At 48.1% G+C, this 23,048-nt stretch carries 21 protein-coding genes and 1 pseudogene; 11 read left to right on the forward strand and 11 right to left on the reverse strand.

The genetic code is table 11. From position 1 onward, the window contains the following. Positions 1 to 133: 133 nt before the first annotated feature. Positions 134 to 916 carry an IclR family transcriptional regulator domain-containing protein gene (locus tag ACO0KV_RS01685; protein ID WP_423039254.1) on the forward strand — a complete coding sequence of 261 codons (783 nt, stop codon included), beginning with the start codon at positions 134 to 136 and terminating at the stop codon, positions 914 to 916. 51 nt (positions 917 to 967) lie between these two features. Here ACO0KV_RS01685 and ACO0KV_RS01690 read toward each other — a convergent pair whose 3' ends face one another. Genes ACO0KV_RS01690 through ACO0KV_RS01720 form a run of 7 tightly spaced genes read right to left on the reverse strand, consistent with a single transcriptional unit; the run spans position 968 to position 7,134 of the window. Then, the gene (locus ACO0KV_RS01690; RefSeq protein ID WP_423039256.1) at positions 968 to 1,927 is read right to left on the reverse strand and encodes a Gfo/Idh/MocA family oxidoreductase; all 960 of its coding nucleotides are present in this window, start codon (positions 1,925 to 1,927) and stop codon (positions 968 to 970) included. Beyond that, positions 1,927 to 2,811, reverse strand: coding sequence for a class III extradiol dioxygenase subunit beta (locus ACO0KV_RS01695; RefSeq protein ID WP_423039258.1), 885 nt, complete (start codon positions 2,809 to 2,811; stop codon positions 1,927 to 1,929). The genes ACO0KV_RS01690 and ACO0KV_RS01695 overlap by 1 nt, the downstream gene beginning before the upstream one ends. Then, a complete protein-coding gene (ligA, locus tag ACO0KV_RS01700) occupies positions 2,808 to 3,200 on the reverse strand; it encodes a protocatechuate 4,5-dioxygenase subunit alpha (RefSeq protein WP_423039260.1) in 393 nt (130 codons plus the stop codon). The genes ACO0KV_RS01695 and ligA overlap by 4 nt, the downstream gene beginning before the upstream one ends. A gap of 5 nt (positions 3,201 to 3,205) precedes the next feature. Continuing rightward, on the reverse strand, positions 3,206 to 4,129 hold the full coding sequence (locus ACO0KV_RS01705) for an amidohydrolase family protein (protein WP_423039262.1): 924 nt from the start codon (positions 4,127 to 4,129) through the stop codon (positions 3,206 to 3,208). 51 nt (positions 4,130 to 4,180) lie between these two features. Next, positions 4,181 to 4,876 carry a 4-carboxy-4-hydroxy-2-oxoadipate aldolase/oxaloacetate decarboxylase gene (gene ligK / locus ACO0KV_RS01710; RefSeq protein ID WP_423039264.1) on the reverse strand — a complete coding sequence of 232 codons (696 nt, stop codon included), beginning with the start codon at positions 4,874 to 4,876 and terminating at the stop codon, positions 4,181 to 4,183. Between the two features lie 50 nt (positions 4,877 to 4,926). Further along, positions 4,927 to 5,955, reverse strand: coding sequence for an amidohydrolase family protein (locus tag ACO0KV_RS01715; protein ID WP_423039482.1), 1,029 nt, complete (start codon positions 5,953 to 5,955; stop codon positions 4,927 to 4,929). Between the two features lie 60 nt (positions 5,956 to 6,015). Beyond that, complete coding sequence (locus tag ACO0KV_RS01720) at positions 6,016 to 7,134, reverse strand: 4-oxalomesaconate tautomerase (protein ID WP_423039266.1); 1,119 nt, start codon at positions 7,132 to 7,134, stop codon at positions 6,016 to 6,018. Between the two features lie 116 nt (positions 7,135 to 7,250). Here ACO0KV_RS01720 and ACO0KV_RS01725 point away from each other — a divergent pair, with 116 nt between their 5' ends. After that, the gene (locus tag ACO0KV_RS01725) at positions 7,251 to 8,156 is read left to right on the forward strand and encodes a LysR substrate-binding domain-containing protein (protein ID WP_423039268.1); all 906 of its coding nucleotides are present in this window, start codon (positions 7,251 to 7,253) and stop codon (positions 8,154 to 8,156) included. Positions 8,157 to 8,169: 13 nt separating this feature from the next. Here ACO0KV_RS01725 and ACO0KV_RS01730 read toward each other — a convergent pair whose 3' ends face one another. Beyond that, a complete protein-coding gene (locus ACO0KV_RS01730; RefSeq protein ID WP_423039270.1) occupies positions 8,170 to 9,159 on the reverse strand; it encodes an aldo/keto reductase in 990 nt (329 codons plus the stop codon). Positions 9,160 to 9,372: 213 nt separating this feature from the next. On the opposite strand from ACO0KV_RS01730, the gene ACO0KV_RS01735 reads away from it, so the two are divergent. From ACO0KV_RS01735 to ACO0KV_RS01770, 8 genes are all read left to right on the forward strand, one after another. After that, positions 9,373 to 10,779 (forward strand): M28 family metallopeptidase, encoded by a 1,407-nt coding sequence (locus ACO0KV_RS01735; protein ID WP_423039272.1) that lies wholly within the window; start codon positions 9,373 to 9,375, stop codon positions 10,777 to 10,779. Between the two features lie 217 nt (positions 10,780 to 10,996). Next, positions 10,997 to 11,464: a response regulator gene (locus ACO0KV_RS01740; protein ID WP_423039274.1), complete on the forward strand. Its 468-nt coding sequence runs from the start codon at positions 10,997 to 10,999 to the stop codon at positions 11,462 to 11,464. 235 nt (positions 11,465 to 11,699) lie between these two features. Further along, the gene (locus tag ACO0KV_RS01745; RefSeq protein WP_423039276.1) at positions 11,700 to 12,047 is read left to right on the forward strand and encodes a CzcE family metal-binding protein; all 348 of its coding nucleotides are present in this window, start codon (positions 11,700 to 11,702) and stop codon (positions 12,045 to 12,047) included. A gap of 147 nt (positions 12,048 to 12,194) precedes the next feature. Continuing rightward, a complete protein-coding gene (locus tag ACO0KV_RS01750) occupies positions 12,195 to 14,354 on the forward strand; it encodes an FUSC family protein (protein ID WP_423039278.1) in 2,160 nt (719 codons plus the stop codon). 3 nt (positions 14,355 to 14,357) lie between these two features. Then, positions 14,358 to 14,576 carry a DUF1656 domain-containing protein gene (locus ACO0KV_RS01755; RefSeq protein WP_423039280.1) on the forward strand — a complete coding sequence of 73 codons (219 nt, stop codon included), beginning with the start codon at positions 14,358 to 14,360 and terminating at the stop codon, positions 14,574 to 14,576. A gap of 1 nt (position 14,577) precedes the next feature. Then, positions 14,578 to 15,483: an efflux RND transporter periplasmic adaptor subunit gene (locus ACO0KV_RS01760; RefSeq protein WP_423039282.1), complete on the forward strand. Its 906-nt coding sequence runs from the start codon at positions 14,578 to 14,580 to the stop codon at positions 15,481 to 15,483. Beyond that, positions 15,480 to 16,934 carry an efflux transporter outer membrane subunit gene (locus tag ACO0KV_RS01765; protein WP_423039284.1) on the forward strand — a complete coding sequence of 485 codons (1,455 nt, stop codon included), beginning with the start codon at positions 15,480 to 15,482 and terminating at the stop codon, positions 16,932 to 16,934. Before ACO0KV_RS01760 ends, ACO0KV_RS01765 begins: the two co-directional genes overlap by 4 nt. A gap of 18 nt (positions 16,935 to 16,952) precedes the next feature. After that, positions 16,953 to 17,930, forward strand: a complete 978-nt coding sequence (locus ACO0KV_RS01770) for a LysR family transcriptional regulator (protein ID WP_423039286.1) — start codon at positions 16,953 to 16,955, stop codon at positions 17,928 to 17,930. Positions 17,931 to 18,059: 129 nt separating this feature from the next. Here ACO0KV_RS01770 and ACO0KV_RS01775 read toward each other — a convergent pair whose 3' ends face one another. The 3 genes and pseudogenes from ACO0KV_RS01775 to ACO0KV_RS01785 all read right to left on the reverse strand — a co-directional run bounded on the left by ACO0KV_RS01775 (position 18,060) and on the right by ACO0KV_RS01785 (position 21,712). Then, a complete protein-coding gene (locus tag ACO0KV_RS01775) occupies positions 18,060 to 19,778 on the reverse strand; it encodes a methyl-accepting chemotaxis protein (RefSeq protein WP_423039484.1) in 1,719 nt (572 codons plus the stop codon). 580 nt (positions 19,779 to 20,358) lie between these two features. Next, on the reverse strand, positions 20,359 to 21,306 hold the full coding sequence (locus ACO0KV_RS01780) for a 2-hydroxyacid dehydrogenase (RefSeq protein ID WP_423039288.1): 948 nt from the start codon (positions 21,304 to 21,306) through the stop codon (positions 20,359 to 20,361). Further along, positions 21,303 to 21,712: pseudogene (locus ACO0KV_RS01785) on the reverse strand (VOC family protein). Before ACO0KV_RS01785 ends, ACO0KV_RS01780 begins: the two are co-directional and overlap by 4 nt. A 117-nt stretch (positions 21,713 to 21,829) precedes the next feature. Here ACO0KV_RS01785 and ACO0KV_RS01790 point away from each other — a divergent pair. Continuing rightward, positions 21,830 to 22,687, forward strand: coding sequence for a LysR substrate-binding domain-containing protein (locus ACO0KV_RS01790; RefSeq protein WP_423039290.1), 858 nt, complete (start codon positions 21,830 to 21,832; stop codon positions 22,685 to 22,687). Positions 22,688 to 23,048 lie beyond the last annotated feature (361 nt).

Genomic DNA, 23,048 nt, shown 5'->3' on the forward strand with positions numbered 1-23,048 from the left:
ACATGCTTTCAGAGATGTTGCTATCCATGTAGTGTAAAAAAGACGATGCGCAAAAAATAGCCCTGAAAATCGCGTTTACTGCGACAATCGCTCAAGCTGCGCGATTATCGCGCGAATCACAAGAAAGTTAAGGATGAAACGGCAAGAATTAAGCGACGTAGAAGTTGCGAAACGCGATTTAATTGACGGATTAATCACAGGCATTAATGCCATCACCGCATTCAATGACGACACGGCTCGCCTGACCGCCAGCGAGCTTTCTGAGAAAATAAATATCAGCCGCAGCGCCGCACGCCGTTATCTTTTGACACTGGTGCACATCGGGCTGGCAGCAACCGATGGAAAGTATTTCTGGCTCACGCCTAAGGTACTTAATCTCGGGCGTTCGTATATCAATTCCGCACGTCTGCCACGCGCTATCGTCCCGTTTCTACAGCGTCTTACTTTGCAGTTACAGGAGTCGAGTAATTACTCTGTGTTGGAAGGTGATGATGTGGTGTATGTGAGTCGCGTCAATGCGCCGCGCGTGTTGACCACGGGCTTTGAACCAGGTACGCGTTTGCCTGCCTATACGTCGACCGCCGGACGCGTTTTATTAGCGGCGCTGCCAGAGGCAGAATTACACAGTTATCTGGAACGGATTGAACTGGTCGCCTATACCCATTTGACCATCACCGATAAAGACACCTTGTTCGCTGAAATATGTACGATCCGTGAACAGGGTTTTGGAATGACAGAGAATCAATTTGAAATCGGTTTGCGCGGCATTTCAGTACCGCTTAAAAACCGCCGTGGCAACTTAGTCGGCGCATTGAGTATTTCGATGATGATTAGTAGCTGTTCAAAAGCAGAAGCCGCCGGCAAATGCCTTCCAGCATTGCAAGCGGCTGCCAATAGCATGATGCAGTGGGTGTAATTAGATCGCTTTAGCTTAGTGTTACCCTGATTACTATCCTCATTGCTGTCCTCATTGCTGTCCTAATTGCTGCTCTAGTTGATGCAGAATGCGATAGCAAGGTAGTACCTTGGCGACACTGGAATTCGGTTCACGTCCATCTCTGATGGCGGCAAAGAATTCACGGTCTTGTAATTCGATGCCATTCATAGAAACATCGACCTGACTGACATCGATCTTCTCTTCCTTACCGGTGTAAAGATCATCGTAGCGCGCCAGATAGGTAGCGCTATCGCCGATGTACCGGAAGTACGTTCCTAAAGGACCGTCATTATTAAAACTCAGCGATAAGGTACAGATCGCACCGCTACTGCTTTTTAATTGAATCGACATATCCATGGCGATCCCGAGTTCAGGATGAATCGGACCTTGCAACGCATTTGCCTGCACAATCTCGCCGCCGCTTTGATAGGCAAACAAATCAACGGTGTGTGCAGCATGGTGCCACAATAAATGGTCAGTCCAGCTACGTGCCTCGCCGAGCGCATTGATGTTACTGCGACGGAAAAAATGCGTTTGCACATCCATTTGTTGCAGTTTAAAACGGCCCGACTGCACTTGCTGTTGCACGTACTGATGACTAGGATTAAACCGACGCGTGTGACCGCACATCGCCACCAAACCACTCACACGAGCTTGCTCGACGACCGCTTCTGCACCAGACAAACTATCTGCCAATGGAATTTCTACTTGTACATGTTTACCTGCACGGAGACAGGCAAGTGCTTGCTCGGCATGCAGTTGTGTCGGCGTACACAAGATAACGGCATCGACTTCTGGCAGCGCAAGACTCTCTTCCAATTCAGTAGTGACATGTGCGATCCCATAACGGGCAGCGATGTCGCGCGTTTTTTCAATATCACGACTAATGAGGGAGACGACTTCAACGCCTGGGATCAGTCGTATGCCATCCAGATGTTTAATACCAAAAGCACCAGCACCAGCCAGCGCCACTTTGATCGTTTTTGTCATTATTTATTCTCCAGGATCAGATGACCAACCGCGGTATTCGATGCGGGAACATGATAAAAGCGCTTTACTAATTCAGGCGTTTCACCACCAGCAACATCGTCCATAGCGCCGCGGGCAATGAGCCACATGACCAGTTCAATACCTTCTGAACCTGCTTCACGTACGTAGTCAATATGGGGCTTTTTAGCGAGTGTGTGTGGATCCTTGATGAGGTCATCCAGAAATGCATTATCAAATTCCTGATTGATCAAGCCAGCACGCGCGCCTTGTAGTTGGTGGCTCATGCCGCCTGTTCCCCATATCTGGACATTGAGCGGCGTGTCGTAGGATTCAATCGCTTTGCGGATTGCTTTACCAAGTTCAAAACAGCGGTTACCTGATGGAACGGGGTATTGCACCACATTGACGGCAAATGGAATGACAGGACATGGCCAGGCTTGCGGTTGTCCACACATCAGTGACAAAGGTACTGTCAGTCCATGATCAACATCCATTTTATTCACAATGGTCAGATCAAAATCCTGTTGTATGACAGATTGCGCTATATGTGCCGCTAACTCTGGATGTCCCTGCACCACGGGGACAGGACGCGGCCCCCAACCTTCATCAGCTGGCTGAAATTGTTCTGCACATCCAATTGCAAAGGTCGGAATCATGTCAAGGCTAAACGCCGTCGCGTGATCGTTATAGACCAGAAAAATAACATCCGGTGTATTTTCTTTCATCCATGCTTTAGAGTCTTCATAGCCAGCAAACAGTGGCTGCCAATACGGATCCTGCGTCTTCCCAAGATCAAGTGCCGCACCAATAGCGGGAACGTGCGAGGTGTATACACTGGCTGAAATTTTTGCGTGATTAATGTTTTTTGTCTCTTGCTTCGTCATTTCTTTTCTTCTCCAATGACACGATTACCGATGACAGAACGGCCCCCGGCCAACATCATCGCTGCGTATTCTTCCTGACTCATCCCTGTCATACTGGCTGCCATATATTGAAACGAACGACCATCCGTCGCGCCAATTTTGGCCAGAAAATAAATATTACCGCCAACCGCCAAGCAGCGATTTAAATCGCGCGTCAAGACGCCTTGTTTTTGTTCTTCTGTCATTGGCCATTCGTCAAGGTAAGCACGTTCGTCCGCTTTAAACCGCGCACGATTTTCTGCTTTCATGAGTGACATACAGAATTGATTCAAGTGATATCCAAGACGCGATTGCTCCGCGTCAAAAATAGTAGTACCTGGAATATCTTGATATGGTTTATCGAGTGCCATGCGAGTTAACTCCAATACAGACGCAAAGGATTGTCTACCAGCAGTTTCTGCTGTAATTCTGCGGTAGGCGCGATATGAGGAATATAGTCTACCAGCAGTCCGTCGTCAGGCATGTGATCTTTCAAATTCGGATGCGGCCAGTCGGTTCCCCATAAAACGCGATCAGGGAATTGTTCAACCAGCGTTCGCGCAAACGGAATGACATCGCGGTACGCGTGTGTTTCACCTTGTAATGCCGCTGGGCCACTAACACTCAGACGTTCCGGACAACTGACCTTACTCCAGATATTCTGATGTTCACGCATCATTTTAAGAAAGAGCGCAAAACCAGGGCCATCAACAGGTTGACTCACATCAGGACGCCCCATATGGTCAACGACGACTGTCGTCGGCAGACTGGTAAAGAAGTCATATAATTCTGGCAAATCCTGCGCTTCAAAATAGACAACCACATGCCACCCCAGAGGTGCGATGCGGTGCGCGATCTCGGACAATACTTCACGTGGCGTAAAGTCTGCAAGACGCTTCACAAAATTAAAACGCGTCCCACGCACACCAGCGGCATGCAGCGCCAGCAGTTCGGCATCGGTGATATCACGCTTTACTGTCGCCACGCCCCGCGCCTGATTACCCGCTGCCCGCAACGCATCGACTAACGCGCGGTTATCACTGCCATGACATGTCGCCTGAACAATGACATTTTTGGCAAAACCCAAATGGTCTCGCAACGCGAATAATTGGTCTTTAGATGCATCACAAGGAGTATATTTGCGTTCTGGTGCATACGGAAATTGCGCGCCAGGTCCAAAGACGTGGCAATGCGCATCCACTGCGCCAGCAGGTAAAACAAAACGCGGCGTTGATGGTGTCGGATAAAAATCCAGCCAGCCTGGCGTTTTGGTAAAAAGAGATTGATTATTTTCAGCCATGGGGTTTATCGCTTATGAGATACAAAGAGGCACAAAGATACGGTTCAACAATTAATCAATGTAAGTCAGTCCAGCTTTTGCCAGACCTTCGCGCATGTTGTAATAGTCCAGTCCCAATGTGCCTGATGCAAAAATCGCGCGCTTGTCGCCCTCGTTGGCTTCCCTAGCTGCGGCAGCATCGGCCACTTGCTGCGCCAATGCCGCAGGTACGACGACCACACCGTCGACATCGGCGATCACCACGTCACCGGGATTGACCTGCGCACCAGCACACACCACCGGCACATTCACGGACCCCAATGTCGCCTTGATCGTGCCTTTTGCGTTGATCGCACGACTAAACACCGGAAAATTCATTTCAGTCAAATCTTTCACATCACGGACACCGCCATCAATGATCAAGCCACGTGCCCCGCGTGCCTGAAACGATGTCGCCAACAAATCACCAAAAAAGCCATCTTCATTCTCCGTCGTACAAGCAGCCACTACCACATCGCCTGGCTGAATTTGTTCAGCGGCGACGTGCATCATCCAGTTGTCACCTGGTTGCAGCAGGACCGTGACCGCCGTACCACACAGATGAGCACCTGTATAGATCGGACGCATATACGGTTTCAGCAGACCAACCCGCCCCATCGCTTCATGAATCGTCGCGACACCGAATGTCGAAAGCTGTGCAACGGCAGCAGGATCAGCACGCACAATATTGCGTTTGACGATGCCTAATTGATTGATACGTTGTGTCATAGAATGTCCTTATTAATTATTCGAAAGCCGCGTCGTAGCAGGAGAAAGGCTTAACGGCCTTTGGCAGTCAATACAGTATCCAGACGTGGGAAAACGCGACGTGCATTGCCTTCATAAATTTGAAATTTATCTTGCTCACTCAAAATGGTTGAGGCTTCGATATAACGTTTGGTGTCGTCGTAGTAGTGGCCGGTTTCAGGATCAATACCGCGCACGGCGCCGATCATTTCAGATGCAAACAACACGTTCTTGACGGGAATCACGGTATTGAGCAAGTCTATGCCTGGCTGATGATAGACGCAGGTATCAAAGAAAATATTGTTCAATAAATGATCTTGTAATAATGGCTTTTTCAGCTCTTGTGCAAGACCACGGAAACGACCCCAGTGGTAAGGCACTGCACCGCCGCCATGCGGAATCAGAAATTTCAACGTCGGGAAATCGCTGAATAAATCGGACGTCAGACACTGCATAAATGCGGTGGTATCAGCATTGAGATAATGCGCGCCAGTGGTGTGAAAACAATGATTACAACTGGTGGATACGTGGATCATGGCGGGAATATCATACTCCACCATTTTTTCGTAAATTGGATACCAGGATTTATCACTCAACGGTGGCGAAGTCCAATGGCCGCCACTCGGGTCGGGATTCAGATTAATACCAACATTACCGTATTCTTTGACGCACTTTTCTAATTCCGGAATGCTCGTCGCCGGATCAACGCCAGGTGATTGCGGCAACATCGCTGCTGGCACAAAATGGTCTGGAAATAATTGTGAAACGCGATAGCACAACTCATTACAGATCGCGGCCCATGTACTTGAGACCTGAAAATCGCCAATATGATGTGCCATGAAACTCGCGCGGGGCGAAAAGATCGTCAAATCAGAACCACGCTCACGCATCAAGCGAAGTTGATTACTTTCGATTGATTCACGTAATTCATCATCACTGATTTTTAGCTCTGACACGTTCGGCATTACAGCGCTATCCTGAATGCCGGCGATTTGACGCATGCGCCATTGTTCGAGGGATTTTGGGGCGGTCGTGTAATGGCCGTGGCAATCGATAATCATCGGTTTCTTTTGCATAATACCTGTCTCCGTTATAGCGGGAATTGACAACATTTAAATGGGTTATCGGGATGGTGACCATAATGCGGCAGGCACCATGACCTCGCCGCGCATGATTAGACGTGCAGTTCTCAGTAGTGCAGCACGTAAGACGTTTTGTGGATCGTTGGGATCAATCCTAAGCTCGACACTAAATTCACCCGTCGGATGTTCGACCGAGACACTGCTACCGGTCATATGCGATAAGCCATCGCAGACAGAACCTTGCAATACGCATGCGGTGCCCACCGTTACAGCGGCTAATACACCAATCGCGTCATGGCAAACATGGGGAATAAAGCTGCGAGTACAAATACTGCCACCATCGCGTGGTGCAGCCACAAGCGTCATCTTGGGATAATTTTTAGTCGTCACATCACCTAACCCCATCAGATGACCGCAATGAAGTCGTAGCGCTTCTAATTTTGCTTTGAGCACGAGGTTGGTATTGAGCGCTGCAACGGACTCATACCCGGTGCAATCGACGTCGCGGGCGTTGAATAACACCAACGGCATCCCATTGTCGATACAAGTAATATCGAGATCGAACGTCTCAAATGCGCTACCACTGATGGTGACATGATCACGTACCTGGCCTGTTGGCAGCAAACCACTGCAAACCGACCCTGCTGTATCCAAGAAATTAATCGTAATCGGTGCTGATGTTCCCGGAACACCATCAATACGTGTTTCACCATCGTAACTAATCACGCGGCCATGAGGTCCGAGGGGTGTTTGCACGGTGATGTCGCATTGCATCTGTGTATTGATCGTCAATACACGCGCAGTGGTGGTATCGGCCTGTGGCGTAATTAGACCGCACTCAATGGCAAAAGGAACGACCGCCGCGAGCATGTTGCCACAGTTAGGCGTGGTGTCGACGGTGCTTAATGCGGGTTGTAGTTGCACAAACAAAAAATCAAGCGCGACGCCGGGCGTGCAACTCGGGCTAACGATACCGACTTTGCTAGTCAGCGGATGAGCACCGCCCAAACCATCAATCTGGCGCGGGTCCGGTGATCCCATCACGGCCAGTAACACTTGGTCACGTGTCGCCACATCCGCCGGCAAATCGGAAGCAAGGAAAAAAGGTCCGCGGGAAGTGCCGCCGCGCATGAATAAGGTAGGGATAGGTGTTTGCATGGTGAGGATTATGCGTCGCCTGAGGCAGACAAATAAGTCCAAACTTCCACTACCAGATATAACAAACTGGCATAATACAAACTAACATATACGTTTTTCAGTTACAGAGGCAAAGGATGGATCTCAAGCAATTAGAGTATTTTGTGCACGTTGTTGAGCTGGGAAGCTTTACCCGCGCCTCTGATGTGCTCAATATTGCGCAGCCTGCACTGAGCCGCCAGGTAAGGCAGTTAGAAGTGGAGTTACGGCAAAATCTGCTAGTTCGCAATGGGCGTGGGGTCACCGCCACTGAGGCGGGACAGTTATTGCTGGAGCACGGACGCGGCATTTTGCATCAAGTCGCGCGGGCGAAAGAAGATCTGGGAAGAATCCGCGGTGCGCTTGCGGGACGGGTTAATGTCGGGCTACCACCGAGTGCCTCTAAAATATTGACCGTGCCACTGACACGCGCTTTCACGCAGCGTTTGCCTAACGCAAGCTTATCGATTAGCGAAGGTTTATCCACATCAATGCAAGAGTGGTTATTGACAGGACGTTTAGATATCGCGTTACTTTACAACCCCGTGCTGACCACGGAGTTAGAGATCACACCGCTGGCGGAAGAAGCATTGTATTTTGTCGGACCGCGCAACGGCGTAAATGCAGCTACCGATGTGACACCAATCACACTCAAAGAAATCGCTCAACATGCGTTGGTGATTCCAAATCGTCCGAATGCGATTCGCATGTTACTTGAGACCCAAATGGCAATTATGGGCTGTAAGCCACTGATCCATTTAGAAATTGATAGTGTGGCTGCGATCTTGGATCTGGTGGCTGATGGTGCTGGCTATGCCATTCTGACCAAATATGCCGTCACGACTAGTGCGCACCCAGAAGCATACATAATGCGACCGATCGTTGAACCCCAATTATTGACACGACTGACCATGGCAACAACCTCAGGTCGCATTACCACACTTACTCAAAATGCCATGATCGCCTTGATTAAAGAAGTGGCGGAACAAGTCTATCTCAATTAATCAGTACGACGAATCAGCTAAATTCCTCGGTATCGATTTCTGTTTGTGTCGCAGCGTTGTAACGCCTACCGTTGACCGGATGGGTATGCATCAGCTTATCCAAGGCGGTTACTACCTCCGCACTTAATACACAATCTGCTGCACCAATATTTTCTTTTAGATGAGAAAAACTTGTGGTACCAGGGAGCGCAATTATGTGTTCGCCTTTAGCCAACAGCCATGCGAGCGCTAATTGCGGAATCGTGCACCCTGCCTGCGTAGCGAGTTGCGTGAGATAACGATGCAGACCAAGATTAGCCGTCATATTCTCTGCACTAAAACGCGGCATACTGCGTCGGATATCTTTTTCTTCAAAATGGCTCACATCCGGTAAGGATTCACTCAAAAAACCACGACCCAGAGGACTAAACGCCACAAAAGCGATATCAAGTTCGCGACAAACATCCAGCACCGCGATCTCTGGGTTACGTGTCCACAATGAATATTCTGTTTGCAAAGCAGCGATAGGATGTACAGCGTGCGCTTTTCTGAGCGTTGTCGCCGACACTTCTGACAACCCGATCGCACGAATTTTTCCAGCGGTGACTAATTCAGACAAGGCGCCGACGCTATCCTCAATCGGCACCTGTTTATCCCAGCGATGAAGGTAATACAGGTCAATGACATCAGTCCTGAGGCGCCTGAGGCTATCCTCACAGGTCTTCTTTATTGTGGCCGGACGACCATCAATGACGCGTCGACCATTTTCTTGAAAAATGCCACATTTACTTGCCAGCATATATCGATGACGTTGTCCACTTAACACCTTACCAAGTAACTCTTCGTTAGCGCCAAAGCCATATAACGCCGCTGTATCAAGTAACGTAATACCGACATCAAGTGCGCCGAGTAATACGCTTTCTGCCTGAGCAGCAGATGGAGGCACGCCATATGCATGGCTGAGATTCATACATCCGAGGCCAATCGAAGAAACATGCTGTGTTGCTATACGTCGTGTTTGCATAAGCGCCCTTTTTAATTATTAAACTATTTTATGCTTCCGCTGTCATGTAATACAGACCTCTGCCGCACTAACAGCTATAGCGTTATGGCATAGTGTAGTACAGGCCCAGCAATCGAAGGCAAGCCAACCCTGTACAATAGAAAAGATTTATTCAACGAACAATTCAAAAAAAAGCGGGTAAACCACCTCATAACGATCATGGAGAATAAAACGATGCGTCAGATTCTGATAGGGTTATTAGCAGTCACGACTTGCCTCTGTGGGGCTGCACAAGCAGCAATAACGGACCCACAAATTGAGGCTGTGATCAAGCAAATTAAGGCGTCACAGATCAAATACTACGACGATAAGCTGGTGGCATTTGGTACTCGCAATACGTTATCAGACACTGTTTCAGAGACACGTGGCATTGGCGCGGCGCGGCGCTGGATCGCTGATGAGATGAACAAATGTGCGGCTACCAGTCACGGACGGATGACGGTCACACTGGATGAACACATCGAGCCTGTCGGTCGCCGCGTCCCGCAACCAACCAATATCGTCAATGTCGTTGCCACACTCAAAGGGACGGCATCACCAGAACGTGTGATTATTGTTAGCGGTCATTACGACTCGCGCGCCAGTGATGTGCTCGATATTGTTAGCGATGCGCCGGGCGCCAATGATGACGCTTCTGGTAGCGCAGCAGTGCTGGCAATGGCATGCGCGTTTGCGCCCTATCAATGGCCAGCAACGCTGGTGTTTATGAATGTGGCGGGTGAAGAACAAGGCTTGCTGGGTGCAGAACACATTGCGGAAGTGGCGGCACAAGAACATCGTCATATTATCGGTATGCTCAACAATGACATTATCGGCTCGCCTGTCAGTGATGATGGGCGACGTAACGATATGCAAGTACGACTGTTCGCTGATGGCTTTACACCATTATTGAAAACAGTACTGGATGCACAAAAAGCAGCACCAACCACGACGCTCGCTCGCTCGCCGGAAGAATCACGCAAAATGATCGACACCATTTTGCGTAGCGGCGGTATCGACGATACGCCAACGCATCAGTTGGGGCGTTATCTGAAACAGGCTGCCGAAACGTATTTACCTGGTTTTCATGTCAATCTGATTCATCGTCGTGATCGTTTCTTGCGTGGCGGTGATCACATGCCATTTTTAGAGCGTGGGTATGCGGCCGTACGCTTTACAGAGCCCTTTGAAAACTTCGCCCATCAACATCAAAATATTCGTCTTGAAAACGGTGTCCAGCAGGGTGATTTATCCGAATTTGTGGACGTCGACTACGTAGCACGCGTCGCCCGAGCTAATGCAGCAGGAATGGGAAGCCTGGCACTGGCACCGACGCCACCGCAAGACGTTGGCATGAAGGTGACTGATCTCAGCAACGATACCAGCCTGGTCTGGAAAGCACCCGTCGACAAAGCGGTGACTGGATACCGCATTGTATGGCGCGAACCTGGTGCAGGAATATGGCAGCACAGCAAAGATGTGGGACTGACTGAGCATGAGTTGCTTAAGGGGATTTCGAAAGATAACTACGTATTTGGCGTCGCATCAATCAGTCAGTCTGGCGCCGTGAGTGTGCCGGTGTTCGCGCAGCCGGTGAAATAACCATGCACCTGCGGTGGGTCAAATGAGTGTAATAATAAATTTACTTTTATTTCATTGACACAAGGCGTGAAGCGTCACACCTGCACGGGTAGACATTCGTTTAGGTTACCCACCGAACAGAGCCCTCATCCATTCCACTGCTATCTTTTATTGTCTAAGCGATGGCGACATCAGCGCCATTTTTGCGCGCATCGAATAACAAGAAAGATAGCGTCCTATGAATACAGACCTTCATTTTCTGGTGGTCAGTGATGAGCCACATTTGAGGCGATTAATGGTTGGTCTCTTAAAAAATATCGGATTTGGCAGAATATCAGAAGCTGAAAATGCCGAAATGGCGTTACGTACCTTCAAAACGACAAAATTTATCGGCGCCCCGATCGAATTTATTATCACCGACCATACAATGCCATTCATGGATGGTTTGCATTTGATTCGTTCAATTCGCCATGACCCAGAATGGTATCGCTTACCCATACTGATGTATTCCTCCACAGCCAATAAAGAACACATCCTTGCCGCCGCAGCGGCAGGCGTAGATGATTTTATCGTCAAACCGTTCACCGAATCGAGTCTGCTCAGAAAATTGGAAAAAATGCTGGCAAAACAGCATCTGGTGACGATTGACTTTCCAAGTTCATTACCGCAACTGGCCACCAAGCCCCCTGCTGTGCACGTGGAATAAACATGCAATCAACTCATAGAAACATCGCATCTAAGCACTGATTATTCTCATAACAGCAATAATCAATTGCTACATATCATCTTTATCCCACGCGCCCCAGTCACTACACTTCACTCCGTCACCATCAGAACAATAAATACCCTGATGGATCAGCGATCCGCTTAGCACCATCTGTCTCTACTTTTTAAATACTTGGCGCAACCGGAACGTTTTATTGTCACTTGAGGAGTTCATCATGAAAACGAAACAATTCTTATTTGGATTAATAGCTGCAGTCTTTGCCATCGCAACGGGCGTTGCTTCTGCGCAGGATAGATCAAACAAACATCTCGATTTATTAGGCGATCCAGCCGCTGTCAGCGAAGCACAACGCACCATCGTCATCACGCCAGACACTAAATATGTTAGCGTCACTGGTGGTGAAACAGTCAAATTCGTCATTGGTGAAAAAAGCTTTGCATGGCGTTTTGATGTCGCCATGACTGTGAGCGCATTTGAATTAGGCCAGGTCGCACCTGCAGGTGTTATGAATCAAAAGGTCGTCGCTTACATCATGCCTGATCCTATGTATCGCAATCCTTAAGAGTTACGTTTCAGGCATCGCGATGCCTGTTTCTCAGTAAAAAAGCACCGGCAGCAATTCACTCATCACGAATCGTTGCCGGTGTTTCATTTGTCTGACGCGTAACGTTAAGACGATTAATATCATCTCATTATCATCAATAAAACCGTGAAGCTACCGACCACATCAGAAGTGCTGTTTTCGCTTAAATGCATCGCTGCTTCCTTGCTCGCGCTGTATGTGGCATTGGCGTTCGCGCTTCCACGGCCCTTTTGGGCAATGATGACGTGCTACATCATCGCTAACCCATTCTCCGGTCCAGTGCGTTCTAAAGCAGTATTTCGTGTAATGGGCACTGTTCTGGGATCGGTTGCGACGGTCATTATGGTGCCCCAACTCGCAAATGCGCCTGAATTACTCTCACTGGCACTGGCGCTCTGGGTGGGTTTCTGTTTGTTTATTTCTTTACTTGATCGTACGCCGCGTTCTTATATCTTTTTACTCGCTGGATATACCGCTGCATTAATTGGCTTTCCGTCAGTCAATGATCCCTCCGGTATCTTTGATGTTGCCTTGTCCCGCGTCGAAGAAATCAGTATAGGTATTGTGTGTGGATCGTTAGTGCATGGACTGGTCTTTCCACAGAGCTGGGGGCCGATCATGCTCGGTCGCGTCAGCCATGTGATTCGTGATATTCAACAAACGCTCACCGATGTCTTTGCCGGTAGCGAAAGAGATCAATTGCAGAAAGATAAGCGCATGCTGGCAACCGATATCGCCGAGCTGCGTAACCTGTCTATTCACCTACCATTTGACACATCTCATCTGCGTTGGACGGCGGGTGCTATTTATTCTATGCACGAACGGCTGTCAATTCTTCTGCCGCTGTTGTCAGGAATTCGTGATCGCCTCGAGCAATTACGGGGTTCCGCGCAAGCAAGTAGTAACGAATCCGCAATGACAGAGTGGAATGCGCTGCTTACCCGCATTCAGGACTGGGCAACGCTTAGCACGCAAGATGCTGAGAAGATAGGCCAGCGAAATGAAGAAAAACGCCGCATCGAAGACGCCATCGAACAGTTAACGCCTCAAATCCATGCAGGTGCTACCTGGACAGATTTATTGCAACTGAATCTGGCACGTCGATTAACAGCATTATTACGTGTCATGGATGACGTACTGACGCTGTATAAAACCATCGAGGCAAGTGCTACTGGTGCTTTTCCGGTGTTGCAGAATCAGCCTGTAAGACAAAGCAGTCTAGTTACCCCTTTACACCATGATTACTGGCTAGCCTGTATATCTGCAGCAGCAGCGATCGTCGCAATTTTATGTTGCTGTTTGTTCTGGATAGAAACTGCATGGCCTTCGGGTTCCGTTGCCGCCATGATGGCAGCGGTCTTCTGCTGTTTATTTGCGGTACAAGACGACCCCGTTCCCAGCCTCAAAACCTTTTTGTATTTTACGCTGGCATCGGTACCTATTTCGGCGATGTATGTTTTATGGATACTCCCAACGGCCCATAGTTTTGAAACCATGGCCTTATGTATTTCGCCGTTACTATTCGTCCTCGGTATCTATCTGGCACGACCACAATACGGTTTGAAATCACTCGCGATGACCCTTGGTGTACTGGGTAGCTTTGCGCTACAAGAAAGCGGTGCTGTCGATGTGGGTGTTTTTATGAATGCGACGATTGGCCAAACAATTGGCGTGATCGCTGCCTTAGTATTTACTGCGCTCATTCGTTCTGTCAGTGCCGGATGGCGAGCTAACCGTCTTGTCGCGGCAGGGCGCCAGGAATTGCTGGAATTAACCACGAACATGAACGTCCCTCACATCGACAATATTGCGGCAAAAATGATGGACCGCGTAGCGCAACTTGCCCCGCGCATCTCAGCAGCGACAGAACCGCCGCTGGGAAATGAACCTCAGCACATTGATGCCTTATTGGATTTCCGTATGAGTCTCAATGTGGTTGAGCTACTGAATTTTCAGGCAACGTCAACGCCCGCATTGAGTGCAATAAAACCCTTACTAGAGCAACTTCGTCAGCATTTTTCTAGCACACCTACGTCACCATTATCAGCCTCACAAATATCGGAAAGTCAATGCTTGCTGACTTGCCTTGACGCTACTATTCATCAATTAACGTCAAACCCTGTACTCAATGACGAATCAAATACTGATCAAGTCAATGTCGCTCCTCTCTTAAATGCATTGACAGCATTAACCGCATTACGGCGTGATCTCTTCCCGGATGCAAACGCCTATGTGCCCTTGCTTACCCCTATTAACCCTGTCGTCCCGACACCTTCGGATGAGTAAGTAATGATTGCCGAAATAAATATCGATGGAATGTATTTCCCCACCCTGCTCCTGCTCGCGCTAGTGGCTTTTTTACTGACCAAGATCGTGGTCTTCATACTTGCCAGATTAGGGCTCTACCGTTGGGTATGGCATCCAGCACTGTTTGATTTTTCTTTATTTATCGTGGTGCTGACTGCATGTACCTCAGCGATCACCCGTTTTACATTGAATTGGACCTAATATGACAATCAAAAAAATCTTGGTCAATATCGTACGTGTGGCAGTAACGATTGCCATCGTGGCATTGGCTGTTTTCTGCGGTAAGTGGTTGTGGCAACATTACGAGGTCGCTCCTTGGACGCGAGATGCTCGCGTCAAAGCGAATATCGTTCAGATTGCGTCTGACCTCAGTGGCGAAGTCACACAATTAGCGGTGCATGACAACCAGCAAGTTGTCAAAGGTCAATTGCTGTTTGAAATTGACAGAGCACGCTATGAAATCGCATTGCGTCAGGCTCAAGCGCAAGTCAAGACCGCGCAAATTAATCTCGATCAGGCCGCTAAAGAAGCACATCGCAATACAGAGCTGCGCGAATTAGTAGCGCAAGAATCTCGCGAACAAAGTCAAACCCACATGGATCAAGCTAAAACAGCATTAGAACAAGCACAAATTAGCGTCGACCTTGCCAAGCTGAATCTACAACGGACAAGAATTTATGCCGCAGTCGATGGCAGCATCACTAATCTCGATTTACGTGTTGGCTCTTACGTCACCGCGAGCCGTGCGGTGATGGCCTTGGTTGAGAATAATTCGTTTTATGTCGAAGCCTATTTTGAAGAAACTAAACTGCCCTTCATCCATGTAAATGATACCGCGTCAGTCACGCTGATGGGTTCACAACAAGCGCTATCCGGTACCGTAGAAAGTCTGGCGGCAGGTATTGTTGATCGCGATCGCAGTACAGGCAGCAATTTACTGCCGAACGTGAATCCAACCTTTAACTGGGTCCGACTGGCACAGCGCATTCCGGTACGTATCCACCTTGCACCGCTACCTAAAAATACCCGTCTGATTGCGGGTGAGACGGCAACGGTGTCTGTGGGTACGACAGCCCATTCCAACGACAAGTCTGGAGGTGTCCAATGAAAACAATGCAAACACAACGCCGCGCATATTTCACTGCACTTTCCAGCATCATCGTCAGTCTCAGCTTAGGTGCATGTACCGCCGTGGGGCCAGATTATCATTTACCAAAAGAAGCCGTCATCAACCGCAATGAAGTCAATCAGACCCTGGTTACTAGTAAAGAAAAAATGTTCAGTAACCAGGATCTACCAGCGGATTGGTGGCGTCTATATCAGGATCCGGTGCTCAATGGATTAATCGAAAAAGCATTCGTTGCCAACGCTGACCTACGGATTGCTGCGGCTAACTTACGCGCATCACGTGCCGTCGTCGCTGACAACGAACATGAAAAAACACCAAAGCTAGGTGCAAGCGTTGCACCAGGATATGGCCGTCCCTCCGCAGTAGAAATGGGACTACCTATTACATTACCAGACTCAGGTAATTACGATATAGGTCTGAAAATGTCCTATCAGGTCGATCTATTTGGAAAAATAGCCAGAGCCATCGAATCGGCCAAAGCAGACGATGAAGTTGTCGTCGCAGCTTTTGATATGGTCAAAATTACGGTCGCTGCAGATACAGCACGGGCGTATTCTGAATTATGCGCCGCTGGTCAACAAATGAACGTGCAACAAACCTCGCTGGCACTTCAGGAACGTTATACCCAATCGCTGGCAGACCGCATTCGCATAGGACGTGGCATGGCCTTAGATATGAGTCACGCTAAGGCAAATCTGGCCCAAATCAAATCGATGCTGCCATCACTACAGGCGCAGCAACAGGTGGCACGATATCGTCTCGCCGCCTTATTGGGGGAAGCACCGGGTTCTGCGGCGACTGAAGAAATCCACTGTGAACAAGTACCACGCGTCACCAATGTGATTCCGGTCGGTGATGGACAACAACTGATGCGACGTCGTCCCGATATCCGTAGAGCCGAACGCAACCTAGCAAGCGCTACTGCAAAAATCGGTGTCGCCACTGCGGACTTATACCCGCAAATTCAGTTTGGTGCATCCGTCGGGAGTACCGGATTGTTACCGGGCTTTGGTGATGCTGGTGCATTTCGCTGGGAAGTGGGTCCGCTGATCTCTTGGTCATTTCCAGCCACCAGTTCTGCACATATCAAGATCGCCTATGCAACCGCGGGGACTGAGGCCGCGCTAGCTAGGTTTGATGCAACGGTCTTGGCTGCACTCAAAGAAACTGATAGCGCCCTGACGGTGTACGCTAGAGAACTGGATAAACACCAGCAACTAGAATCAATGCACGAACAAAATAAACTTTCAGCTTCGCAGGCAGAACGCTTGTTCAAATTTGGACGTATCGATTACTTTGCCATGCTCGATGCACGACGTGCTCTGATCACCGCTGATAACGCCCTCGCCGCGTCAGACGCCGTGCTGGCGGGCGACCAAATCAACTTGTTTTTGGCCTTGGGCGGCGGTTGGCAACCACCTACAAAATAGCCCATCAGGAAAAAATCGATGAAAAATGGCACAATACCCGTCAAACTGACCAAGGGGCTTGTGACTATGGATAAATTAATTGCCATGCGGGTATTTAACGAAGTGGTTAAATTCGGCAGCTTTGCGCGGGCGGCGGAGCATCTGGATATGGCAGCCTCCGTCGTCACACGCCATATCGCTGCGCTCGAAACAGAACTGGGATCACAGCTCTTGTTGCGCACGACCCGCAGTTTATCGCTGACCGAGCGCGGTGAAATTTATCTTGAACGTAGCCGACAAATTCTAGAAGATATCGAGCAAACCGAAGCCATGGTGAGCTCGGCAAACAAAGCTCATTCGGGCCCCATCAAATTAGCAGTCACGACTAACTTCGGATTACATTTCATGCCGGCGATCATGCGGCGGTACCAAGAAATTTATCCCGATATATTATTTGATGTGATGGTACTCGATGAGCCCGTCGATCTGGTCGCAAGAGGACTTGATCTAGCGATCACATTTACCGGCAGCGTTCTAAATATAGATACGGTCACGCGTAGCTTGGCATCCAATAAAATGATTTTGTGCGCCACTCCAGACTATTTGCGGCAAGCACCGCCCCTCAACGATATCAATGATTTAATTCACCACCGTTGTATCGCCCTCTCTACTTACACCGGTACCAATGATTGCTGGGAGTTACGCGATACGGATGGTAATGGTTATCAGGTCCCAATTAAACCCGGCATCATCTGCAATACAGCCGCGATGACCTATCAGTGTGTCTTGGCCGATCTCGGCATTGCCCGCTTTACTTCCGTATTGGCACAACATTTGCTCAATAGCGGTCATCTGACTAGAGTATTAGAAAACTATGAAGCACCCGGTCTTGAATTGGTTGTTGCGTATCCCAGCCGACGCTATTTAACCACCAAAGCACGTAGTTTCATTGACTTCTTAATAAGTCATATGGGAAGTAACCAACTTGTTAGCGGGATGTTTAGCGCCCGCCTATAATGTATTTCACGTGAACTAACTCACTTATTTCACTTATCTGCGTCTATCCATTGTTAGTTCAATGATTGCGCTGACAATTCTGGCTTACCAACCTGGGACGACCACGCAAGATTCCAATCATCTCATGTCTTAAAACGTTTCCCACTCAGAGGTGTCGTTTTGAGTGGTCGATAACGTTGATTTTGATACCAGTTGCACCGTTTTTGGAGCACGGTCCATCGAATTTTTTGAGGCTACCTTGGTTACCGTGGAAGAAATAGCAGGGCTATGCTGAGTTGGTCGATTCAATTTAACTGACGAAGAAGATGCACCGTGTATTTTGAAAACACTCACTAGCTGAGCCAGATTTTCTGCTTGATCTTGCAATGATCCCGCGGCGGCGGCAGCTTCTTCCACGAGGGCGGCATTTTGTTGTGTCAGGTTATCCATTTCGGTAATGGCAATGTTTATCTGCTCAATACCCGTCGATTGTTCTTGTCCTGCGGCCGAAATTTCGCTGATAACGTCAGTCACACGCCTGACGCTGTCGACGACTTCGGTCATTGTCGTACCAGCCAGATCAACTAACTTGCTTCCGGCTTCGACTTTTTCGACTGAATCACCAATAAGGGTTTTAATTTCTTTCGCAGCGCTTGCGCTACGTTGTGCCAAATTTCGCACTTCCGATGCGACGACCGCAAAACCACGCCCCTGTTCTCCTGCGCGCGCGGCTTCCACAGCTGCATTTAACGCCAGAATATTCGTCTGAAATGCGATGCCATCAATGACACTAATAATGTCGACAATTTTCTTGGCAGACTCACTAATTGAGCTCATCGTACCGACCACTTCTGAGACTACGCTACCGCCTTTGCTTGCCACCTCGGATGCTGTTTTGGCCAGGCTATTCGCTTGACGAGCATTATCGGCATTTTGTTGAACTACCGACGTGATTTCTTCCATCGATGATGCTGTTTCTTCAAGTGAACTCGCTTGTTGCTCAGTTCGAGTAGATAAATCCATATTACCGACAGCAATTTGACTTGATGCAGTAGCAATGGTGTCAGTCCCACTACGCACCTGACCAACAATGTCTTGCAGTGCATTGTTCATCTCTTTTAGTGCTTGTAGCAATTGACCGGTTTCATCTGTTGACGTAACTTCAATGTTGCTAGTTAAATCACCCGCTGCGACGGTCTGTGCTACCTTCACTGCTTCGTTTAATGGCCTTGTGATGGAGCGGGCAATGAAGATGCCTATGGCGGATGCCAACACGGCTGCGATAGCAGACAAGACAATGACTAGGATCGTTGCGGAATTTGCTTGGTCAAGCGCTGTCGTTGCAACACGATCCATCAGCTCTGCCTGAAACTCATAAAATTTATCGATGGCACCAAAAAGCGCGTTTTGCGGCGGAATAACTTCCTTGAACAAAAATTCCGTAGCCTTTTCCTTTTCGCCATTTTCAATCTGTTTTAATTCTTGTTCAGCAGCGACTCGGTATTTAGACCGCGCATCGGCCATGGCGTCAAATAGCTCCTTACCCCTTGGTGTATTAATTACTTGTTCAAGGTGAGGTAGTATCTCTGCGTTTTTCTTTGCCGCCTCGACAGCTAAGTCAATAAAACGCTTTCGTTCCTCAGGGGTCGTTGCAAGCAGTGCGTTACGCAAATTACGTGCTTCGGTATCGACGTTGCCCTTAATTTGAACAGCCAACATAATCTTCGCATAACGGTCCTTGACGATCTCCTCGGTCTTTTCATTGCCACTCTTTAAGCGATGAATACTGACGAAAGCAATGATGATCAGCAGTAAAATGATACTGCCAAACCCAAATCCAAGTCGCGTACCAATTTTGATATTGTTCATCTTCACAGGTATTCTCCCAAATTGAAAATTAAACGTTAAAAATTAATTCAGCATTCGCAAAGTCAGTCGAAGCAATGTTTCTCTAGGTTAATTATGGCAGTGATCATTGCAAACCAAAAGTTTATTTTTGTTAAGTCTGTGCGATGTAATGATAGTTTGCATTTCTAAAATAAACCATTTTTTTTCTGAGCAAGTCTTATTCAGTTGTTGTTTTCATTTCCTCAAGTTCAATGCAACGTTTAGCGGCTGCTTAGTGACGAAGGAGTACATAGATGACCTGCAGAGACCGTCTGTTTCCGCATTGTCACCAGACATACGTTTTGACACGACATTTACCGGTTGTGGCGCTATTGTGCTTCAACTCAATAAACGAACTTGTCTAATACTGCTTCAAATTACCATGGCGCAAACATCAACACTGTGCTCAGCTAAGAACGGTCATCGTCCCTATGTATGTTGTAAGTAGAAGCAATACTGCAAGGCGGCACAAGCAGTATTGTTGACGAAGAAGGTCAAGACGACCTTCCTTACTACCAACGAACCTCTGTCAGAAGAGGATTAAATTTGAATAGTGGTTTTCTCAATAACCGCGTGATATGTCAATGGACCGAGGGATTTCTCCTTCATTCCTGTATCGCTCAATATTACCAGCAACAATGGCAGATGCAGTTTCTCTGTCAGTCGGCCCAGAGCAATGAGGTAATACGGTGACATTTGGGTGTTCCCATTGCCATTGAGATACTGGCAATGGCTCGACGTCAAACACATCCAACACGGCATGTTTAATATGTCTGTTATTTAGTACATCCCGTAAATCATCATCGTTGACAATTGCACCACGGGAAAAATTGATAAAGGATGCGCCGTCAGGCAAATACGCGAAACGTCTGGCATCTAGCAGGCCTTTTGTTTCAGAGGTAAGAGGGAGCAGGGATATGAGAATGTCGGTCTTTTGCAACATAGTTTTAAGTCCATTGTCACCAGAAAAACATTCGACGCCGGCGACTTGCGCTGGATTCCGGCTCCAACCACACACGTTAAAATCGGATAACAAAAGCCGTTGGGCTGCAGCTTGACCGAGAGCGCCAAGACCAAGTAAGCCTATCGTTTTATTTTCGGGGCGAATGTAGTCCATCGCTTTCCACAATTGTTTTTTTTGCTGTTTCGCGTAGGTGGGAATGTCGCGGTGGAGATATAAAGTCCACGCGATGACTGCTTCGGCCATTGTTTTTGCAAGTTGTGGATCGACAAGACGTACGATCTTCAGATTCGTATTTTCTAACGCGGCGACTAAACGTTCTACACCAGCCCATACACTGTGTACCCAACGCAGGTTTGGCAAATCCTGAATCTCAGCGGGGTTGGGATTAGCAACGATAGCAACCGTGCACGTGGCCCTGTCTTCGGCATTCATATCGTCAAAAAGAACAATTTTCTCGTTGGGCATGGCACGCTGCAGTGCAGTGATCCAATCAGGCGTATTGACGTAGCCTTTAGCCGCAAGGAACGGAATCGATGGTTTGTTCATTTTGCATACACTCCGGCGAACGTTGCAAACCCTTTGACCTCAATTGGATTGTCCGAGGGATCGAGGAAAAACATCGTAGCCTGCTCGCCAGGTTCCCCCGCAAAGCGTATGCTGGGGGGAATAACGAATTTAACCTCATGTTCGACAAGCCGGTTTGCCAATACCTGTCAGTCATTGGTAGAACTACGCCAAAGTGTGGCATAGGTACCATGTGGTCACCAACTTTGCCCGTTTTTGTAGTGGAAAAAGGTTCGCCGACATGCAAGGAAATTTGTTGAGAAAAAAAATCAAAATCAATCCATGTATCGGTTCTCCGTCCTTCTTTACACCCCAATACGGATGAATAAAACTTACGTGACTGTTCAAGATCGCGTACATGGTACGCAAGATGAAATAAGGATTGCATAGATTGCTCCAATTTGTTTTCCGAATGTCCGTTGTGACTCAACAGGATGGGAAATCATAGCCAATATCATCGAAATGAAATAGCATATTATTCTGTCGACTTTCGAAAGAAATACTTATGGATAGCCGCTATTTACGCAGTTTAATTGCAGTTGTCGATCGCGGATCAATCGCCGATGCAGCACGCTCTGAAAATCTGACTGCGGCCGCAGTCAGTCAACGAATACAGGCATTGGAGTGTGAGCTTGGTTTTGAACTCTTATCTCGCCATGGTCATACCGCTAAAGCAACGGAGTCCTGCCTGAACATTTTGCCGCGAATACGACATATTGTTCGGGAAGTCGACTTGATATCGGATGATGCCGACCCGACCGGATTGACCGGCACGCTCAAAATAGGCGCGATTTCCACGGCATTGACTGGACTACTTCCATCGGCATTAAGAATGCTCGCTCAACACGCGCCAAACATTAAACATCGTGTTATTCCCGGTACTTCTGAATCTTTGTTCAACGCGATATTAAACGGCGAAATTGATGCCGCAATTCTGGTTGCACCAGCCTTTGCGTTACCTGTCGCGCTGAGTGCCACTAGTCTCAGAAAAGAACCGCTGGTTTTATTGTCAAAGAAAAAATTCCGTAAAGATATCAAGACTGTACTGCAAAAATATCCTTATATTCGCTACGATAGCCAATCTTGGGGCGGCCGTTTTGCAGAGCAATATTTGCAGGAACATGGACTGAACATCGCACCAATATTCGATCTTGATGCATTGGAGGCGATTGCAATGTTGGTGAATGAAGAAGTTGGCATAAGCCTGGTGCCGAGCTTTCTTGGTCTCGAACGTTTTGCGGGCGATTGCGCTATAACGCGTGTAGGAAATGACAGTTTTTCGCGTGAGATTATATTTGTTTCAGCGACGAAAAGTGACCGCCCTCATATGATAAATGCCTTGTTAAATGCGCTGAAAGGTTAATGCGGACGCAATGCATTCTGCTTACTATCATCGACGCATCCGACTCTTCATACATGTGCCGAGTAAGTCGTCCTGAATGTGACAAAGCACGTTCTTTAACGGAAAGTCTAATCAACTTCGTCAATGACATATCTACCGTAGATACCAGCAAAAATGAATACGTGGTGAGGTGTTTTTTCATGGCATAGCGAATCCCACTGCACGGTAAATCGGCTAGTCGGCTAACCGACTAAAAATAACATCACCCTTTTTTTGTAAAAAGGTAGCGCCTGAAAGCTGATGGTCGCGAGAAAAACGCGGGGACAATCACAGTAAATAGCTTTGTCTTCCGCTTCTTGCACCAGTGCAGCCCCATAAGCAA

The organism is Undibacterium sp. RuRC25W, from assembly GCF_049339825.1.
GTDB lineage: Bacteria > Pseudomonadota > Gammaproteobacteria > Burkholderiales > Burkholderiaceae_D > Undibacterium.

What these genes read in the sequence shown, in the direction of transcription:
- ACO0KV_RS01685 (WP_423039254.1), top strand. Translation starts at nt 134, where the DNA reads ATGAAACGGCAAGAATTAAGCGACGTAGAAGTTGCGAAACGCGATTTA.
- ACO0KV_RS01690 (WP_423039256.1), bottom strand. Translation starts at nt 1,927, where the DNA reads ATGACAAAAACGATCAAAGTGGCGCTGGCTGGTGCTGGTGCTTTTGGT.
- ACO0KV_RS01695 (WP_423039258.1), bottom strand. Translation starts at nt 2,811, where the DNA reads ATGACGAAGCAAGAGACAAAAAACATTAATCACGCAAAAATTTCAGCC.
- ligA (WP_423039260.1), bottom strand. Translation starts at nt 3,200, where the DNA reads ATGGCACTCGATAAACCATATCAAGATATTCCAGGTACTACTATTTTT.
- ACO0KV_RS01705 (WP_423039262.1), bottom strand. Translation starts at nt 4,129, where the DNA reads ATGGCTGAAAATAATCAATCTCTTTTTACCAAAACGCCAGGCTGGCTG.
- ligK (WP_423039264.1), bottom strand. Translation starts at nt 4,876, where the DNA reads ATGACACAACGTATCAATCAATTAGGCATCGTCAAACGCAATATTGTG.
- ACO0KV_RS01715 (WP_423039482.1), bottom strand. Translation starts at nt 5,955, where the DNA reads ATGATTATCGATTGCCACGGCCATTACACGACCGCCCCAAAATCCCTC.
- ACO0KV_RS01720 (WP_423039266.1), bottom strand. Translation starts at nt 7,134, where the DNA reads ATGCAAACACCTATCCCTACCTTATTCATGCGCGGCGGCACTTCCCGC.
- ACO0KV_RS01725 (WP_423039268.1), top strand. Translation starts at nt 7,251, where the DNA reads ATGGATCTCAAGCAATTAGAGTATTTTGTGCACGTTGTTGAGCTGGGA.
- ACO0KV_RS01730 (WP_423039270.1), bottom strand. Translation starts at nt 9,159, where the DNA reads ATGCAAACACGACGTATAGCAACACAGCATGTTTCTTCGATTGGCCTC.
- ACO0KV_RS01735 (WP_423039272.1), top strand. Translation starts at nt 9,373, where the DNA reads ATGCGTCAGATTCTGATAGGGTTATTAGCAGTCACGACTTGCCTCTGT.
- ACO0KV_RS01740 (WP_423039274.1), top strand. Translation starts at nt 10,997, where the DNA reads ATGAATACAGACCTTCATTTTCTGGTGGTCAGTGATGAGCCACATTTG.
- ACO0KV_RS01745 (WP_423039276.1), top strand. Translation starts at nt 11,700, where the DNA reads ATGAAAACGAAACAATTCTTATTTGGATTAATAGCTGCAGTCTTTGCC.
- ACO0KV_RS01755 (WP_423039280.1), top strand. Translation starts at nt 14,358, where the DNA reads ATGATTGCCGAAATAAATATCGATGGAATGTATTTCCCCACCCTGCTC.
- ACO0KV_RS01760 (WP_423039282.1), top strand. Translation starts at nt 14,578, where the DNA reads ATGACAATCAAAAAAATCTTGGTCAATATCGTACGTGTGGCAGTAACG.
- ACO0KV_RS01765 (WP_423039284.1), top strand. Translation starts at nt 15,480, where the DNA reads ATGAAAACAATGCAAACACAACGCCGCGCATATTTCACTGCACTTTCC.
- ACO0KV_RS01770 (WP_423039286.1), top strand. Translation starts at nt 16,953, where the DNA reads ATGAAAAATGGCACAATACCCGTCAAACTGACCAAGGGGCTTGTGACT.
- ACO0KV_RS01775 (WP_423039484.1), bottom strand. Translation starts at nt 19,778, where the DNA reads ATGAACAATATCAAAATTGGTACGCGACTTGGATTTGGGTTTGGCAGT.
- ACO0KV_RS01780 (WP_423039288.1), bottom strand. Translation starts at nt 21,306, where the DNA reads ATGAACAAACCATCGATTCCGTTCCTTGCGGCTAAAGGCTACGTCAAT.
- ACO0KV_RS01790 (WP_423039290.1), top strand. Translation starts at nt 21,830, where the DNA reads ATGGATAGCCGCTATTTACGCAGTTTAATTGCAGTTGTCGATCGCGGA.